The organism is Arcobacter arenosus, assembly GCF_005771535.1.
Classification (GTDB): domain Bacteria; phylum Campylobacterota; class Campylobacteria; order Campylobacterales; family Arcobacteraceae; genus Halarcobacter; species Halarcobacter arenosus.
Genome location: NZ_VANU01000001.1, coordinates 617,171 through 633,295, shown reverse-complemented (window position 1 = coordinate 633,295; position 16,125 = coordinate 617,171). Strand labels below are relative to the sequence as shown.

At 31.9% G+C, this 16,125-nt stretch carries 21 protein-coding genes; all 21 read left to right on the top strand.

The window, feature by feature from the left end:
• Positions 1 to 35: 35 nt before the first annotated feature.
• Positions 36 to 1,235 carry a phage portal protein gene (locus tag FDK22_RS03230; protein WP_138151448.1) on the top strand — a complete coding sequence of 400 codons (1,200 nt, stop codon included), beginning with the start codon at positions 36 to 38 and terminating at the stop codon, positions 1,233 to 1,235.
• Positions 1,222 to 1,851 (top strand): HK97 family phage prohead protease, encoded by a 630-nt coding sequence (locus tag FDK22_RS03225; protein ID WP_138151447.1) that lies wholly within the window; start codon positions 1,222 to 1,224, stop codon positions 1,849 to 1,851. Before FDK22_RS03230 ends, FDK22_RS03225 begins: the two co-directional genes overlap by 14 nt.
• Before the next feature lie 2 nt (positions 1,852 to 1,853).
• Positions 1,854 to 3,014 (top strand): phage major capsid protein, encoded by a 1,161-nt coding sequence (locus FDK22_RS03220; RefSeq protein WP_138151446.1) that lies wholly within the window; start codon positions 1,854 to 1,856, stop codon positions 3,012 to 3,014.
• A gap of 12 nt (positions 3,015 to 3,026) precedes the next feature.
• The gene (locus tag FDK22_RS03215) at positions 3,027 to 3,335 is read left to right on the top strand and encodes a hypothetical protein (protein WP_138151445.1); all 309 of its coding nucleotides are present in this window, start codon (positions 3,027 to 3,029) and stop codon (positions 3,333 to 3,335) included.
• Positions 3,335 to 3,856 carry a head-tail connector protein gene (locus FDK22_RS03210; RefSeq protein ID WP_138151444.1) on the top strand — a complete coding sequence of 174 codons (522 nt, stop codon included), beginning with the start codon at positions 3,335 to 3,337 and terminating at the stop codon, positions 3,854 to 3,856. Before FDK22_RS03215 ends, FDK22_RS03210 begins: the two co-directional genes overlap by 1 nt.
• Complete coding sequence (locus FDK22_RS03205; protein ID WP_138151443.1) at positions 3,856 to 4,173, top strand: phage head closure protein; 318 nt, start codon at positions 3,856 to 3,858, stop codon at positions 4,171 to 4,173. Before FDK22_RS03210 ends, FDK22_RS03205 begins: the two co-directional genes overlap by 1 nt.
• Positions 4,170 to 4,595: an HK97-gp10 family putative phage morphogenesis protein gene (locus tag FDK22_RS03200; protein WP_138151442.1), complete on the top strand. Its 426-nt coding sequence runs from the start codon at positions 4,170 to 4,172 to the stop codon at positions 4,593 to 4,595. The genes FDK22_RS03205 and FDK22_RS03200 overlap by 4 nt, the downstream gene beginning before the upstream one ends.
• Positions 4,582 to 4,947 (top strand): tail completion protein gp17, encoded by a 366-nt coding sequence (gene gp17, locus FDK22_RS03195; RefSeq protein WP_138151441.1) that lies wholly within the window; start codon positions 4,582 to 4,584, stop codon positions 4,945 to 4,947. Before FDK22_RS03200 ends, gp17 begins: the two co-directional genes overlap by 14 nt.
• Positions 4,947 to 5,408, top strand: coding sequence for a hypothetical protein (locus FDK22_RS03190; RefSeq protein ID WP_138151440.1), 462 nt, complete (start codon positions 4,947 to 4,949; stop codon positions 5,406 to 5,408). Before gp17 ends, FDK22_RS03190 begins: the two co-directional genes overlap by 1 nt.
• A gap of 66 nt (positions 5,409 to 5,474) precedes the next feature.
• Positions 5,475 to 5,768 carry a hypothetical protein gene (locus tag FDK22_RS03185; RefSeq protein WP_138151439.1) on the top strand — a complete coding sequence of 98 codons (294 nt, stop codon included), beginning with the start codon at positions 5,475 to 5,477 and terminating at the stop codon, positions 5,766 to 5,768.
• Positions 5,769 to 5,839: 71 nt separating this feature from the next.
• Entirely contained in the window at positions 5,840 to 6,064 is a 225-nt protein-coding gene (locus tag FDK22_RS03180; protein ID WP_138151438.1) for a phage tail assembly protein T, read from the top strand.
• A 3-nt stretch (positions 6,065 to 6,067) separates the two neighbouring features.
• Complete coding sequence (locus FDK22_RS03175; RefSeq protein ID WP_138151437.1) at positions 6,068 to 8,029, top strand: phage tail tape measure protein; 1,962 nt, start codon at positions 6,068 to 6,070, stop codon at positions 8,027 to 8,029.
• Positions 8,029 to 8,358 carry a hypothetical protein gene (locus FDK22_RS03170; protein WP_138151436.1) on the top strand — a complete coding sequence of 110 codons (330 nt, stop codon included), beginning with the start codon at positions 8,029 to 8,031 and terminating at the stop codon, positions 8,356 to 8,358. Before FDK22_RS03175 ends, FDK22_RS03170 begins: the two co-directional genes overlap by 1 nt.
• Positions 8,358 to 8,984 carry a hypothetical protein gene (locus FDK22_RS03165; protein ID WP_138151435.1) on the top strand — a complete coding sequence of 209 codons (627 nt, stop codon included), beginning with the start codon at positions 8,358 to 8,360 and terminating at the stop codon, positions 8,982 to 8,984. Before FDK22_RS03170 ends, FDK22_RS03165 begins: the two co-directional genes overlap by 1 nt.
• Entirely contained in the window at positions 8,977 to 9,375 is a 399-nt protein-coding gene (locus FDK22_RS03160) for an NlpC/P60 family protein (RefSeq protein WP_138151434.1), read from the top strand. Before FDK22_RS03165 ends, FDK22_RS03160 begins: the two co-directional genes overlap by 8 nt.
• Entirely contained in the window at positions 9,363 to 12,791 is a 3,429-nt protein-coding gene (locus FDK22_RS03155) for a phage tail protein (protein WP_138151433.1), read from the top strand. The genes FDK22_RS03160 and FDK22_RS03155 overlap by 13 nt, the downstream gene beginning before the upstream one ends.
• The gene (locus FDK22_RS03150; protein ID WP_138151432.1) at positions 12,784 to 13,479 is read left to right on the top strand and encodes a phage tail protein; all 696 of its coding nucleotides are present in this window, start codon (positions 12,784 to 12,786) and stop codon (positions 13,477 to 13,479) included. The genes FDK22_RS03155 and FDK22_RS03150 overlap by 8 nt, the downstream gene beginning before the upstream one ends.
• A 2-nt stretch (positions 13,480 to 13,481) precedes the next feature.
• A complete protein-coding gene (locus FDK22_RS03145) occupies positions 13,482 to 14,021 on the top strand; it encodes a hypothetical protein (RefSeq protein ID WP_138151431.1) in 540 nt (179 codons plus the stop codon).
• Positions 14,014 to 14,223, top strand: coding sequence for a hypothetical protein (locus tag FDK22_RS03140; RefSeq protein WP_138151430.1), 210 nt, complete (start codon positions 14,014 to 14,016; stop codon positions 14,221 to 14,223). The genes FDK22_RS03145 and FDK22_RS03140 overlap by 8 nt, the downstream gene beginning before the upstream one ends.
• A 9-nt stretch (positions 14,224 to 14,232) precedes the next feature.
• Positions 14,233 to 14,487, top strand: coding sequence for a hypothetical protein (locus tag FDK22_RS03135; protein ID WP_138151429.1), 255 nt, complete (start codon positions 14,233 to 14,235; stop codon positions 14,485 to 14,487).
• Between the two features lie 151 nt (positions 14,488 to 14,638).
• Positions 14,639 to 16,123, top strand: coding sequence for an SGNH/GDSL hydrolase family protein (locus FDK22_RS03130; protein ID WP_138151428.1), 1,485 nt, complete (start codon positions 14,639 to 14,641; stop codon positions 16,121 to 16,123).
• Positions 16,124 to 16,125 lie beyond the last annotated feature (2 nt).

Here is a 16,125-nt window from a genome sequence, read left to right as displayed (position 1 = left end):
TTAAAGCTAAATAGCCTTAATGCTTAAAATAAGGCATGAATTTAAATCCATTTAATTGGTTTAGAAGCCAAGAAGTAGCAACATCATCACAAGAATTTAGTGAACTATTCGCACCTAGAGAATCAACAAGTGGCGAAAATATCACATTATCTAATGCAATGAAAATATCAACAGTTTTCTCATGTATTAGAGTTTTAAGTGAAACTACTGGCTCTTTACCTATTCATTTATACGAATACAACTCAAAAAACAATAAAAAATCAAAAGCATATACACACAACCTATACGATATTTTAAATTTAGAGCCAAATAAAGATATGACTTCTGTAACTTTTTGGGAAGTTTGTATCGCTCATTTATGTTTAAATGGGAATTTTTACGCACAAATTATTAAAAGTAGAGCAGGGAAAATACTTGAATTAGTACCTTTACTTGCTACAAATGTAACAAAATATAGATTAGAAGATGATTCTATTATATTTACATATAACAATGGAAAGCATACCTACGAATTCAAACAAGATGAGATTTTTGAAGTAATTGGTTTTTCAAAAGATGGGTGGAGTGGAATGTCTCCTATTGAATACCAAAGGGATTCTTTAGGGCTTTCAAAATCTGCCGAAAACTATGGAAGTAGATTTTTCAAAAACAATGCAACACCACCAATTGCAGTAAAAATCCCACAAACACTAAATGATGAACAATACAAAAGATTAAAGAAATCTTGGCAAAAAGCACATAGTGGCGAAAATGCACACAAAGTAGCATTATTAGAAGGTGGAGCAGATATAACATCAATCGGATTATCAAATAGCGATAGTCAGTTTTTAGAAACAAGACAATTTCAAAAATCAGAAATATGTGGAATGTATAGAGTTCCACCGCACTTAGTAGCCGACCTTTCAAAATCTTCATTTAACAACATTTCTGAACAATCGCAAGAATTAGTTAAATATACATTGCAGCCATATATCAACAGAATTGAAAAATCTATTAAGAAGCAACTTTTATCGAAAGAAGAAAGAAAAAAATACTATGCAAAATTTAATGTTGATGGGTTACTGAGAGGGGATATCCAATCAAGATTTAATGCTTATAACATTGGTAGAAATATGGGTGTTTATAGTGCAAATGAAATCCGAGAAAAAGAAGATATGAATCCTATCAAAGATGGAGACACTTATTTAGTTCCACTAAACATGACGGAGCAAAAGGACAATAATGAAGCCGAATAAAGAACAGTTAAGAAGTGCAATTTGTTCAAGGGTTATGTATAGAAGTGCATCCCTGGTTTCTAAACAAAAAGAAACAGAACAAAGAGCAGATGCACAAGCAAATACAAACGCTGATGCAACATTTATTTTAATCTCAACAGATAATGCGTGTGAAAGATACGATTGGTGGGATGACACAATTTTTATTGAGGAATTAGACATAAAAGGTGCTGATTATTCAGGCCTAAAGACTTTTTTCAAAGACCATAACCCAAGTGTAGATACTGCATCTGGTGTGGTTGAGAATTTAAGGGTTGAAAAGAATCAGTTAATTGGGGATGTGAGATTTGGAAAAGACGAACAATCACAAATACTCAAACAAAAATATGATGACGGAATCTTAACTGATGTGTCGATTGGTTATCGAATAGATGATTATGAATATACAGAAAAGAAAGATGACAATGACCTACTGCTAGTAACTAAATTTAGAATAATTGAGTTAAGTGCAGTTTGGAAAGGTGCAGATGCAGGAGCAATAAAAATCAAATCTAATGAGCCTGTTGAAGTTAATGAGAAAAGATATTCATATGAAATATATGAAAAAAAATTAAATTCAAATAATAGGAGAAAATAAACATGAATTTAGAGCAATTAAGAGCCTTATTAGCTTCTCTTGACGTTCAAATGAGAGGGATTATCGAAGGTGCAGACAAAGAAAAAGGTTTAACAGAAGAAGAAGCGACAAGATATGATTCTTTAGAAAAGCAATTTGAAGATGCACAAAGAAATATTGAGAGATTAGAAAAAGCAGAAAAAAGAGCCTCATTTATGAATGAGCCTGTATCTAAGCCAGTTGTTGTAGTTGCAGCAGATGAAAGACAAGATAATGATATTGATGAAGCAAGAGAAAACTTTTGGAATATGGCAAGAGGTTTAAATTTTGAGAAAAGATCATTAAACACAGCAACTAATTCAGAAGGTGGTTATTTAGTGCCTGAATCTTTTGCAGATACTATCATTATGAAAACTGCAGAAAAATCTTATATTAGAGATTTAGCAACAGTTTCAACATCAACACATACTGAAAATATGCCTGTAGAAGGTGACGATGGAGCAAATGGATGGATTGATGAAGAAGGTACTTACCCAGAAAGTGATCCAACAATCGGAACAATTCAATTGAAAGCATATAAGACAGGTAGAATCTTAAAAGTTACAGATGAGTCATTACAAGATTCAGTCCCATCAATTGAGGGATATGTTGCAATGAAATTTGCAAAATCTACTACAAAAGCAGAGGAAGCAGCATTTATTAGTGGTGATGGAAATTCTAAGCCAACAGGCGTATTAGTTACTGCAACAGTTGGTAAAACAGCGGCTAGTGCAACAGCGATTGCACCTGATGAAATCCTAGACTTAATGACTTCTTTAGATGAAGATTATGAAGGTAATGCTTATTTAATGATGAATAAAAACACTAGAAATGCTATTAGAAAGATGAAAGATTCTAACGGACAATATTTATGGGTACAAGGGTTTGGTGGAAATCCTGACACATTCGATGGGAAACCAATTAGAATTAATAAATATATGCCTGATATCGCAGCAGGAGCAAAACCTATTGCATATGGTGATTTTTCATACTACCACATTAAAGACAGAAAAGTTATGACTTTAAAAAGATTAGATGAACTATATGCAGGAACAGGTCATGTTGGTTTTAGAATTGACAAAAGAGTTGATGCGAAACTTGTTTTAGCAGATGCAGTTAAAACGCTTCAAATGGCAGCTTCTTAATAGGAGTTTGCCATGAAAGTTAAATTTTTAACTTCGCTTGTCGGAAAAGATATTAACTATCAGACTGGCAAAGAAGAAACAATAAATGACAACGAAGCTTTTAGACTTATAAAAAATGAAATTGCAGTACCTTTAGGGGATGCAGCAGAGAAAAAATATAAGTCAATGCTTGCAGCAGAAAAAAAAGAGTTAGAAGCAGAAAAAGAAAAAGAAAAAGCACTTGAAAAAGCACTTTTTGAAGATGACTTGAAAGCAGAAAAAGCAGAACTTGAAAAAAGAATTGCTGAAATTGATGATATTTTAGGAATCAAGGAAAAATAATGCTTAAAAAAACAGTAACACCAACTATTAATGTATTAGAAGAAGTAAAAGCATATATGAGGATAACAGATACAAATGAAGATGCAACTATCCAAATGTTGATAAATTCAAGTGTAGCTTTTGCAGAAAACTATACAAATAGACAATTTGGTGTTGCAACTTTTGAGTTTTATATTGATTCTTTGGTAAGTGGTACTTGTTTAGCTAAGACTCCGCTTGTGTCGGTTGATAAAATCGAATACATGGACGACAACGGAGATTATCAAATATTAGACACATCAATCTACTACTCTTACGAAGAAGATGGAATCGGGAAAGTTGAAATTATAGATGATATTCCAACATACAAAGAGCATAAATATGCTTTTAAAATCACATTTCAAGCAGGATATTCAGATATTCCTGAATTATTAATGTCATGGTTAGCTTATAAAGTTTTAGAGCAGTTTGATGGTGTTGAAACGCAAGTGTCAAAGTTTGCAAATAATGTATTAGACCAATTTAAAATAAGTGAATTTTAATGTATGCAAGAAACCTAAGACACAGAATTGCATTTCAAGAGCAAAGCAGCACTACAAATGCTTTCAATGAAAAAATAGACTCATGGAATGATGTTTTTGAAACTTGGGCTTCGATTCAAACTATATCAGGGAAAGAGCAGTATTTGAGTAATCAAAACTATTCAACACTATCTCATAAGATTAGAGTTAGATATTCAGTTTTGATTGATTCAAAACAAAGAATTTTATTTAACAATAGAGTTTTCAAGATTTTAAGTGTTTTAAATATCTTTGAAAAAAATCAAGAGTTAGAAATATTATGTGAGGAAGTTTTATGAGTATTGAAATTAAATCTACTTTAAAAACAGATGATTTACTTGAAGCACTAAAACAATTTCCACAGAATATTCAAAAAAATGTTTTGAATGGTGCATTAAGAGCAGGGTGTAAACCAATTCTTGATGCTGCTAAAGAAAATGTACCTAAAGATACAGGTAATTTAAAAAAATCTCTTGGAATCATAAAAAGAAGATCAAGAGATAAAAGTAAAGTTAGATTTTCTGTAACTCCTAGAAGGGGTGGTAAATATGATGGTTTCTATGCACATATGATTGAGTTTGGAACTTCAAAAATGTCAGCACAACCTTTTATGCGTCCTGCATTTGAGAATCAAGACAATCAATCTATTGAAGCAGCTAAAAAGTATATGGCAAAAAGAATAGATAAAGAAGTGGAGAAAGCAAAAAATGGTAGAAGTTGATTTAATAAAACACTTATTAAATGATGCAACATTACAAACACTTATTTCAAATAGTGTTTATCCACTGCTTGCACCAGAAAATTCACCTTCACCATATATTACTGTTCAAACAATAAATATAAATGATGAAACTTCATTAGAAGGTGTTAATTATTCAAGTAAGTACACTTTTCAAATTGATGTTTTTTCGAGTTTTTACGAACAAATGAAAGAGATAACAAGTGCTGTTAAAAGTAGTGTATATCAGTTTAGTCATATTGTCTATGAATTTAATTCAAGAGATATTTATGAAAAAGATACACAACTTCATAGACAGTTAATAGAATTCAAAATTAATAAAAGAGGTGATTAATGGCAATTTCAGAATCTCCTGAAGTATCAGGAATAAAAATTAGTGTTGATGCAGCACCAAGTGGAACACCTGCAGGAAGTGCATCAGTAATAGGGCATATCGATAGCATAGGAAATATTATTGACAAATCAAGAAACGTAAACAAATACACACCTGTAAATGATACAGAATATAGTGAAATTGTAGCACTTGGGAGTTTACAACTTGGAACATTTAACGCAACTGTTTTATACAATCCATCGGGGACAGAAGGGGTTAATAAAATTGAATCAGCAATTGATAACAACGAAGAAGTTCAAATTATTATAGAGTTAAATGATTCATTAGGAACAAATGGAACAACAATCGCTCAAATCTGCAAGATTTCGGGGTTTACTGTAGATGGTGAACAAGACGGATTTTATAAAGCGAATATTACAGCTGAAAGGGTTGGATTACCAACAATTACTGCTGCTGCATAAAATTAGGGGTTTTCGTTTTCCTTTCCCCTCACTCAAAAAAGGAAGAATATAAAATAAGGGAAAAATATGGTTGATTTAAAAGATTTAAAAAGTAACTTTCCAATTGAAGAGAAGAAGGTTAATGTTGATTCATGGAAAGGCGAAGTAAAAATCAAGAGATTAACGCTTGAGGAAACTAGCCGATATTATCAAATTCAGAAAAATGAAGGATCAATTTCTGGAATGATTCAAGCAGTTAGTGATTGTTTGGTAGAGCCAAAAATTAGTGTTGAAGAATTAAAGTCTTTAAATGAATCATCTTTTAAAGGTGTTGAAGAAATCTTCGGTTTTTTGATGGAGTTTTCTAACGAAAAAAAGTAGTTAAAAACCATAGGTTTATATTTAAACTTGCGGTTTTACTTGGTAAAACAGTAGCGGAGTTAAGAGCAACTTTGACTCATGCAGAATTGTTGGAGTGGCAAGAATATTATGATTTAGAGCCATTTCCTGCAGACAGACAAGAATATCAACTTGCAGTAATAAGTCAGATATTAGCAGCCTCTGTTGGAGCAGATAAAAAGACTGAAGATTTTCTTATAAGTCATAAGAAGAAAGTTAAGCCTAAAGACAATAAAAGGCTTGAAGAAAATATTAAAAAAATATTTGGAGTGAAATAACAGATGGCACAAACAATTGGATCAGTTCTTATTGATGTAAAAGCAGATACCCAAAAACTTATTCAAGGTTTTGAAAAGGCTGAGAAGAAAGTTGAATCCGCTACAAAATTAATGAAAAATGCCATCGTTGGACTTGCTTCTGCTGCTTCTGTTGGTGTATTTGCAAATATGGTTAAATCTTCTGTTGATTTAGCTGATGCCACAGGTGAAGCTGCTGAAAAAATTGGAGTAACTACAGAATATCTTTCTAAAATGAGATATGCAGCAGAATTTTCTGGGGTGAGTGTAGGTCAATTAGATGCTGCAATATCTGCAATGATTCGAAGAACAAACAATTTCAAAAGAGATGGTGGCGGTGCTGCTGCTAATGCTTTAAATGAACTTGGGATTAGTGCAGATTTTGCAAGGAAAAACTTTACTGATGTAGAAACTACATTTAATATTATTGCTGACAGACTTTCAAAACTTCCTGATGGGTTAGAAAAAACAGCAATAGCACAAGACATATTTTCAAAAAGTGCAAGTGATGTTGTAAGACTTGCTAATCAGGGTGCAGAGGGTATAGCAGAATTAGGGCGACAAGCAGAAATAACAGGGAATGTAATATCAACTGAATTTGCTGAAAATGCAGGTGCATTAAATGATAGTCTTGATACTTTATCTAAAGCATTTACAGGGATTGGAAATAAATTAGCGGTTGAGTTGGCACCATCTATCTTGACTGCGACAAGAGCCTTTGAGGGTTTACTAGGAATTCAAAGAGAATTATCAGAATATGAGATAAATCAAGAAATTAAAAAAACAACAGAAGAAATTCAGAAATTAGGATCTGAATGGAACTCTATGAATGATGATTTAAATGAAGGTTATAAAAACATTTTTAGTCTTTTTAAATCTGAAACAATGCTTGAAAATGGTATGGATTCCCATATTCAAAAGATTGAAAAACTTTCATCAAAATTAACAGAATTACAATCAAAATTATACAAAGAGACAAAGACAAAAGAAGAATCAGGAATTCAAGGTCAAAAAACTCTTAGAGAAATACAACTTGAAAGAGAAATAAAAGCACTTAAAGATAGATTGGCATTATTAAATAAAAGTAATAATCCTGTTATCGATAAAGATTTAGGCTACGAATTTTATCAAGCAGAAGCACAATTTGAAGCATTAGATGAATTATATGAGAAAAAAGACCAACTTGTAAAAAGTTTTGCAGATAAATATAAACGTTCAACTATGGATAAATATGACTATGAAAGAGAAATGCTTTTAAAAGAAGTTCAAGAACTTGAAACAACAGAAGCAGATAAATTACAAATCAGAGAATATTATGATAGTGAACTTCAAAAAATAAACGATAGACAAGTAAAAGAGTTTGAAAACTTACAAGATGAGTCTAAACCAATTTGGGAACAAATGGGAGAGGATTTTGATAGTGGCTTTGGAAATGCCTTTGCTAACACTCTACTAAATGGGGAAAATGCTTTTGATGGCTTCTTAAAATCACTTGCAAGTAAATTTATTAGTTCTCAAGTTAATAAAATGTTTGATGGAGTAGGAAGTAGTCTATTTGGTGGTGTAGGTAGTTTTATTAGTACATTATTCAACGCAAACGGAAACGCTTTCATCAATGGACAAGTTCAAGCCTTCGCAACGGGTGGAGTAGTTAATTCACCAACACTTTTTAGTCATAGTGGAGGACTTGGGGTTGCGGGAGAAGCGGGAAGTGAACTTATTGCACCTATGAGAATGGGTAATGGTGAAATGGGTGTGCAAAGTAAGCCTTCTAAAGTAACATTAAACATCACGAACAACACATCAAGTGAAATTACAGCAGAACAAGTATCAGAATTAACAAAAACAAATCAAAATGGAGAGCAAGAAAGAGTCATTACACTTGTACTTGATGCAATATCAAGAAATAAAAATGGAAGCAGAGATGCACTTAGGAGTTTAGTATAATGGCTATTTATCCAACACTAATCGCAACTTCAATTAAAGAAACAAGTTCTAAAAAGGTTTTAAAATCAGATTATCAAGGTGGATACACTCAAACAAGACCACAATTCACTAGAAAATTAAAAACTTTTACTATTGGGTATTCAGTTTTAACAGTAGCAGAAGCCGAAACACTAGAAAACTTTATCATGGATAATCAAGGTCTTTCATTTACATTCCAACATCCAATAACAGATGAAATACATGAGGTTTACTATACACAAGATGACATAGATATTAATTATGTATCACCTCTTTATAGAAGCACAACAGTTGTGCTTAAGGAAGTGTAATGTTAAATCTTAGTTCAGTTGTAGCGGTAGAAAAAAACAAACTAAATACAGATAGCTTATTCTTAGTTTTATTAGAAATAAACATTCCTGATACTGACACAATTAGAATAGTAAATAACAATGAAGATATTGCTTGGAACTCTTATACATGGCAAATGTTTCCTTTTTCTATTGATGAAAGAAGCGAAACATCAAATGCTGAAATTTCACAATTTCAAATTAAAGTAGCAAATATAAATAATGTAATAGGAGAGTATGTAAGGAAATATGAAACATATGTAAAAACAAATGGTTTTACACCTATTACTTGTACTTTGTATGTTGTTAATACAAAAGATTTAGACAATACTACACCCGTATTTAGTACAAACTTGATTTTATCATCAACTAGTATTAATTTTGCAGAGGTTTCTTTTAAAGTTAGTGCAAGAGATTTATTTAGAGCAAGAACTCCACTTTACAGAATGTATCCAAATAATTGTAGATTTAAATTTAAATCAACTCAATGTGGATATTCGGGAGTTGCCTCATCGTGTGATAAGAGTTTATCAAATTGTAGAACTCTTAGTAATTCATCAAGATATGGCGGTTTCCCTACTATTGGGAATGGGAGTGTAAATGTATAACTTAGAAAAACTATTAGACATTCCATTTGTAGATAATGGCAGAGATTTTAATGGAGTAGATTGCTACGGACTATTAATGCTTTACTATAAAGAAATACTTGGAATTGATGTTCCTGATACAAAAATAACAGCATATCAACCAAATAGAACAATGGCTATGTATTTAGATTATGTTAGTAGAAATTGGAATGAAATTAAAACTCCTAAAAAACATTGTGGAGTAGCATTATCCCTAAATCAAAATCACCCAAAACTAGTGACTCATTTCGCAGTTGCTATTGATGAAAAAAGAGCAATACATACAGTAAAAGGTAAAAATACACATATCATAGATATGGATTCACCAATGTTTAAACCATTTATAAAAGGATTTTACGAATGGCACAATTAATCGTAATAAATAATCCTTTTGATAGACATAATAAAACGATAACACAAATAGATGGTGGTTTAGCAATATTTCATTATTTAAACACACAAGATGAATCTATTGAATATGTTGCATCCTTAAATGGAAAGATTACAGAAGATTTTACTTATATTCTAAGACAACATGATTGTTTAGCAGTAGTGCCAATACCTAAAGGTGGTGGCGGTGGTAATAAAGTTCTTAGAACTGTTGCTATGTTAGCACTTTCAGTTTTTGCACCACAAATGGGAGCATATTTATCAAAGATTACTTTTGCTTCAAGTATAGCCACCTCAATATTTACTGGAGCGGTATTTTTAGCGGGGGGTATGATTATTAATGCTCTACTCCCAGTTGCTACTCCTTCTGTAAATACAAACACATCACTAGAAGAAGTTTCGCCAACATATTCATTTAGTGGTAGTTCAAACGCAAGAGAAGTTGGAACAACTCTACCTATTATGTTAGGGAAAGCAAGAATTACACCACCTATTATTGGAAGTTATTTATCACTAGAAGAAGATAAGCAATATTTAAATGTCTTGATGGCTTTAAATGATGGTGAAGTTGATTCAATAAGTGATATTGAGATAAACAATCAGGCAATAGATAACTTTGATAATGTTACTTATGATACTAGACTTGGAACTAACAATCAAACTTTAATTAACGGGTTTAGAGATTCTATTTTAACATCAAATGTTGGTATTGGATTAGATACAACGGGTGGAGACACAGTTTATACAACAATAGGAAATTCAATCAATGAGTTGGAAATTGTATTGACTTTAGGAAGCGGACACTATTATATAAATGATAGTAGTAAGTATGTTCTTCCAGACACCCCAATTCAATACAAAATAGAGTATAAATTAAGTACAGATACAGAATATACAACATACGAAACTAAAACAATAAGTAAGGTTTATAAAACTACTCAAAGACTTGCAATAAATATAAAAGACTTAGAGCAAGGTCAATATGATATTAGAGTTACAAGGGTGTCATCTTTTAGTGAAGATACAAGAACAGCAAACTCTTTAACTTTAGAATATGTAAATGAGATTATATATGATGATTTTATTTATCCAAATGTAGCATTGTTAAGCGTAAAAGCTATGGCAACAGACCAACTAAATGGAAATTTCCCAACAATAACTACAATAGTAGATAACACAAATACTAGAAATGTTTTATATCCTAAAAACAATCCCGCTTGGGCTTGTTATGATTTATTAAAAAGAGAAGGAATACCTGATTCAGATATCAACTTAACTAAATTTCAAGAGTGGGCGGATTATTGTGACACAGAAGGCTTTACTTGTAACTTATACTTAGATTCACAACAAGAACTACAATCTGCATTAAATATGTGTTCTGTTCTAGGAAGGGCAACAGTCGTTCAATTTGGAAGTATATTTACTCCTATTGTCTCAAAAGTTGTTGATGTTCCTACTCAATCATTTTTATTTACAAGTGGAAACATTTTAGATGGAACATTTCAAGTTGATTATGCACCATATAACGATAGAGCAAACATTATTGATGTTACTTATTACGATTCAACTGATTCATACAATGCTAAAACTGTTCAAGTACAAAGTGATGACTTTGATAGCACATCAACGGAGAGAAAAACAGAAATTAATTTATATGGATGTACCGATAGAACTATTGCTTTAAGATATGCAAAATTTCTTTTAAACCAAAATAGGTATTTAAGTGAAACAGTTTCTTTTGAAGCAGATATTGATTCAATTGCTTGTACTGTTGGTGATGTAATTAAAGTTGGTGTTAAGTATATGAGTAATACTTTAGCTGATGGTAGATTAAGTGGAATTAACGGAACGACTATAACTTTAGACCAAGAAATAGATTTAGAAGAAAATGAAGATTATGAAATTCAATTAAGGTTAGAAGATGATTCTATATATTCTTATAACTTTACAGCGGATACGACAGAATCAACCAATACTATTACAATAGATACAACACTTACAGATGAAGCAAAAAATGTAGTATTTGCTTTTGGTAAACTAGATACAGAAGCAACAAATTTATATAGAGTTACAAACCTTTCAACATCAAATGATTTTATAAAAAAAATTACAGCATTAGAATATAACCCAACTGTTTATGATGATGATGTGACGATAGAAGTAGAAGAATCAACAACTAGTGCCGAAGTATCAAACCTAAAAGCACAAACATTCTTAATCAAAAATCAAGAGTCTTATGAGGTTGGATTAAATGTATCTTGGGTTGGCAGAAAACTAAGCTACCCAATATACTACAAACTTTCAACAGATACAGAATATACATTTTTAAAAAATGTAAGTCAAAATAGCACAACAATAACTGATTTAATCTATGGTGAAACATACGATATTAAAGTTGATACACAAACTGTTCAAGTAGTATTTCAAGATAACACAATACCGCCTGATGTTAGCACTTTCACAATTAGTGGTGCTACAAAAGAAATGAAAACTTTAAATTTCACTCTTGCAAATAAACCTATTGATTTTAAAGGGTATGAAATTAGATATCAATTAGGTGATTATCCTGATTGGAACACAGCAATACCATTAAGTGATAGTTTAATTACCGCTTCACCATATCAAACTGAATTATTAAGCACAAAAGGTACTTACACTTTGATGATAAAAGCGGTTGATATTTTTGGAAATGAAAGTGCAAACACATCAAATATCATCTTCACTCAATCAATTTCTTTATACAACAATTTGGTATTCACAATGGATTATGCAGACAATGGATTTAATGGAACTATCTCAAATGGTACTGTAATAGATGGCGAATTAGTAGCAACAACTGACAATGGTGATAGCACTTGGGATATGTCATTTATTGGTATCTTTTATCCTGATGTAGGGGAAACAGCAAAGGTTATATATGAAGGGGATGGAAGTCCAACAATTTATTATAGAACTTTTGGTGATGAATTATTCTTTGATAGTGACGATGCTTATTTACCAAGTGGCGATTATCTTTATAGAGAAGCAACACAAAACGATTGGGAAGTTTATACAAGTGGATTTAAAGCAAAAGCAAACACACCCTATCAAATAAAAATAGAGTTTGATGATTCACCTACACAACCAATTATCAGAGAGTTTAAAGTTGAAATTGATGCAATAGATATATTAGAGACTTTAGATGATGTTGAAATTCCAATAGAAGGGAAAACAGTTACAGCAGAAAATATTGATTCAGTTAAATGGGTAGGTGGAGTTTTACAAGATGATGGCGGTGATGCTTATTCAGTTAAGTACATAAAAAATACAAACGGAGCATTAATCAAAGTATATGATATCAATGGCGATGCAACTACTGGATTGGTTGATATATTAATGAAAGGATATAACAATGGCTAATTTACCTGATTTTTCAGATAGTAATTTAACCAAAGGTGGATTTTACACCCTAATAAATACATTACGAGATTTTTTAAGTGGAAGCATTGGAACAACTGGAACTCCAGAAGGTGTTAAAATGGCTTTAGGCTTAGATAGTGTTGAGAACACAAGTGACTTAGGGAAACCTATTTCAACATTAACACAAGAAGCACTAGATTTAAAATCGAATAGTGATCACACCCATTCTTTAAAAACTATAAATGAACAATCAATATGGGGAAGTGGAGATTTAACTATTGAGGGTGTTCCAAGTGGTTGTATTCTTATGTGGAGTGGAGCAATAACTTCTATTCCTAGCGGTTGGTATTTATGTGATGGTACAAATGGTACTCCTGATTTGTCAGATACATTTATAATGGGTACAACAACAGAAGCAGATATTGGAACAACTGGTGGTAGTGCAGATGCAGTAGTTGTAAAACACTCTCATACAGGAAGTACAAATACAGCAGGAAACCATACTCATACCGCTTTTGTTGGAGGAAACACATATGATAGTAATGGATATGGAAATTCTTATTCTCTTAGCAATACAAATAGTGCAGGAGACCACTCTCATACAGTAACAATTGATAATGCAGGTGTGGATGGTGCAAATAAAAATTTACCACCATATATGAAGTTAGCATATATTATGAAAGGTTAATTATGAATTTTGCAGATATTAAAACTATGACAATTATTGGAAATCTTGTAATTATAGATGGTGTAGAAATAGAAATTGATACAATTTGTGAGCATGATGCAGTTCAGTTTCACAAAGGTAATAACTTTGTTTTAATTGAGCCTAATATGACAAAAGGAAATTTAGAGGATTATCAATATGCTTTAGATGAATTTGAAATAAAAAAATATGAAATTGAAAATCCTACTTATACAGATGAAGAACAATTTGCCATAAACTTAAATAATATTAATTCAGAGTATGAAACGAAGGTCGCTTTATTAACAAGTGGTGTTCCACAAAGTGAAAGATTAACTTGGACTAAGCAAGAACAAGAAGCAAGAGCATATTTACTTGATAACAAAGTTCCAACTCCACTAATAGATAGTATTGTTGAAAACAGAACAAAATATACCAAAGATGAGCTTATAGCTAAGATTATCTATAAAGCAGACAATTATGCAAGTGCAATAGGTACTTTAGTAGGAATAAGACAAGCACAAGAGGACTTATTAGATGAATAGATTATGGAACATTTTAATAGCTTTCGACCAACTTGGTAAAACAATAATCTATGGTGGAAACCCTGATGTAACAATCTCGCACGAAATTGGTGTGAGAATCAGAGAGAACAGAGCAAATAAGGTCGAGATTTTTATAGCTAAAGTCTTAAACAAAATAGACAAAAATCACACTTCAAAATCTATTGAAGAAGATGAAATTTAAAGGATAAATATGAACACTACAAAATTTACAGCAACATCAACTCCAACATATGTGCCAGTTTCAGGTTTAAAAATTACAAACAATTCTAACAGCATCATTTGGTATTCTGTTTCAGATACAGAAAAAACAATCAATAAAACAACCGATGGTAAACACCCATTAATGCCTTATCAAGGATTAGAAAAAGACGTGCATTTTGAAGCTGACGATTATGTTTATGTTTGGGTTGAATCAGGAACAGCCGAACTTGGTGTAACTTCATAAGGCTAACCCATGTTTAACAGTTTTAACGCATTTAGAGGGTTAAGGGGAAGTTTTGGAAGAATCAAAAAGGTTTTTTCATTCATACTTACAAGTGATGGATATTTAAGAATAACTAGTGATGGATATATAAGATTGAGAAAAAGGTAATAATATGTCAAGTTTAACAGAAAAAATAACTGGAAGTTTAGGAACACTTTTTAATTTATGGCAAAGCGGAAATGGATTAACAGCACAGCAAGAAGATGAAGCGATAAAAAAAGCACATGATAGAAGTGCTGAACTTGACAAGATTGAAGGATTAGAGAGTAGTGCTAGTAAGATTGATGAAACTATAAGTAGAAATCAAAAGTTTCCTGTATCGAAAGACATATCTTCTAGTGAAATAGAAATTAGTAATTATGGAGCTAGAAAAAACATTTGGAAATATACAGAAGATATACATAACAGTATTTATGTTGCAGTTAGTTTAACCAAAGAAGCAGACAATATTGAAATCGGGGGGATAAAGCTAACTAAAGTAAGCACAACCTCTTTCAATGGAGCACTTGTAGTAGCAGGTAGTAATGTGCCTTTAGTCGCAGGGGAAAGATATTTAATGTCCTTTTATTCTTTTGCAGGGAAAGAGTCTTTTTTTGGTTACCAAAGAAGAGTCGTGGCTACTTACAGTTACGGACATGGTGCAAGACTTCACACTAATGAAATTAGAAGACATTGGATTTTAATAGAAGCTTTATCTTCGGACTCTATTGACAATATTATAGACCCGACAATAGCTTTAGGAAGTGGTGAGGCTTCTTCTTTTACTTGGTATAAGCCTGACCATAACCCTAGAGAAGTCTATATAGGGGGGTTTCAATTAGAAAAAATTGAAGATTCTACTTACACTGATGGGATTGCAATGATAGGAGACTCTACAATGGCTGGAGCATCAGACCAACGTGATTTACCAACCAATCTAGAGGTTTCAAGATGGCTCGAAGCAGAGCTTAGAACAAATGTATTTAATAGAGCAGTAGGGGGTCAAAGATTGGATACAATGGATGCTAGATGGGAAACTGATATAACACCTTTAAAAGTAAATTCTAAGTATGTGATTATTCAAGGAGGTCTTAATGATATTGCACAGGGAAGAACTTTAGCTGAAATGCAAACAAGTTTAAATTCTATGAATACAAAAGCTTTAAATGATGGCTTTATTCCAGTATTTTTTACTGTTACACCATTTGACAATGCACACAATGATGCAGAAAAAGAAGCACTTAGAACAGATTATAACGCATGGTTAAAAGAAAACTTTGAAAATGTTATAGACATTGCTTCAATTGTTGCAGACCCTTATGACGAGAGTCGGTTAAATGCCTACAATGATATGAATGGTGATGGAGTACATTATACTCAAGAAGGAAGTCGATTAATAGGGCTAGAAGTTGCAAAATGGTCTGGTTGGGACTTTATTAAACCAAGTCCATACCAAAAAATTGAAGCTAATACTTGGAACAATGGTGGGGGTTTAACAGAAGGAATGGGAATAGAATTAAAAGGCTCTTTTGATACTTCTACTGCAACTACTGAGCAAACAGCACAAAGAGTATTAGCTTTAGAAACTATCCTTAGAGATAGTGGATTGATAGATTAAGC

Bases quoted from the DNA above. Each gene is read 5' to 3' on its own strand.
- FDK22_RS03230 (WP_138151448.1), top strand. From the start codon at position 36: ATGAATTTAAATCCATTTAATTGGTTTAGAAGCCAAGAAGTAGCAACA.
- FDK22_RS03155 (WP_138151433.1), top strand. From the start codon at position 9,363: ATGGCACAATTAATCGTAATAAATAATCCTTTTGATAGACATAATAAA.
- FDK22_RS03200 (WP_138151442.1), top strand. From the start codon at position 4,170: ATGAGTATTGAAATTAAATCTACTTTAAAAACAGATGATTTACTTGAA.
- FDK22_RS03210 (WP_138151444.1), top strand. From the start codon at position 3,335: ATGCTTAAAAAAACAGTAACACCAACTATTAATGTATTAGAAGAAGTA.
- FDK22_RS03175 (WP_138151437.1), top strand. From the start codon at position 6,068: ATGGCACAAACAATTGGATCAGTTCTTATTGATGTAAAAGCAGATACC.
- FDK22_RS03140 (WP_138151430.1), top strand. From the start codon at position 14,014: ATGAATAGATTATGGAACATTTTAATAGCTTTCGACCAACTTGGTAAA.
- FDK22_RS03145 (WP_138151431.1), top strand. From the start codon at position 13,482: ATGAATTTTGCAGATATTAAAACTATGACAATTATTGGAAATCTTGTA.
- gp17 (WP_138151441.1), top strand. From the start codon at position 4,582: ATGGTAGAAGTTGATTTAATAAAACACTTATTAAATGATGCAACATTA.
- FDK22_RS03160 (WP_138151434.1), top strand. From the start codon at position 8,977: ATGTATAACTTAGAAAAACTATTAGACATTCCATTTGTAGATAATGGC.
- FDK22_RS03215 (WP_138151445.1), top strand. From the start codon at position 3,027: ATGAAAGTTAAATTTTTAACTTCGCTTGTCGGAAAAGATATTAACTAT.
- FDK22_RS03185 (WP_138151439.1), top strand. From the start codon at position 5,475: ATGGTTGATTTAAAAGATTTAAAAAGTAACTTTCCAATTGAAGAGAAG.
- FDK22_RS03130 (WP_138151428.1), top strand. From the start codon at position 14,639: ATGTCAAGTTTAACAGAAAAAATAACTGGAAGTTTAGGAACACTTTTT.
- FDK22_RS03170 (WP_138151436.1), top strand. From the start codon at position 8,029: ATGGCTATTTATCCAACACTAATCGCAACTTCAATTAAAGAAACAAGT.
- FDK22_RS03150 (WP_138151432.1), top strand. From the start codon at position 12,784: ATGGCTAATTTACCTGATTTTTCAGATAGTAATTTAACCAAAGGTGGA.
- FDK22_RS03220 (WP_138151446.1), top strand. From the start codon at position 1,854: ATGAATTTAGAGCAATTAAGAGCCTTATTAGCTTCTCTTGACGTTCAA.
- FDK22_RS03225 (WP_138151447.1), top strand. From the start codon at position 1,222: ATGAAGCCGAATAAAGAACAGTTAAGAAGTGCAATTTGTTCAAGGGTT.
- FDK22_RS03135 (WP_138151429.1), top strand. From the start codon at position 14,233: ATGAACACTACAAAATTTACAGCAACATCAACTCCAACATATGTGCCA.
- FDK22_RS03190 (WP_138151440.1), top strand. From the start codon at position 4,947: ATGGCAATTTCAGAATCTCCTGAAGTATCAGGAATAAAAATTAGTGTT.
- FDK22_RS03165 (WP_138151435.1), top strand. From the start codon at position 8,358: ATGTTAAATCTTAGTTCAGTTGTAGCGGTAGAAAAAAACAAACTAAAT.
- FDK22_RS03205 (WP_138151443.1), top strand. From the start codon at position 3,856: ATGTATGCAAGAAACCTAAGACACAGAATTGCATTTCAAGAGCAAAGC.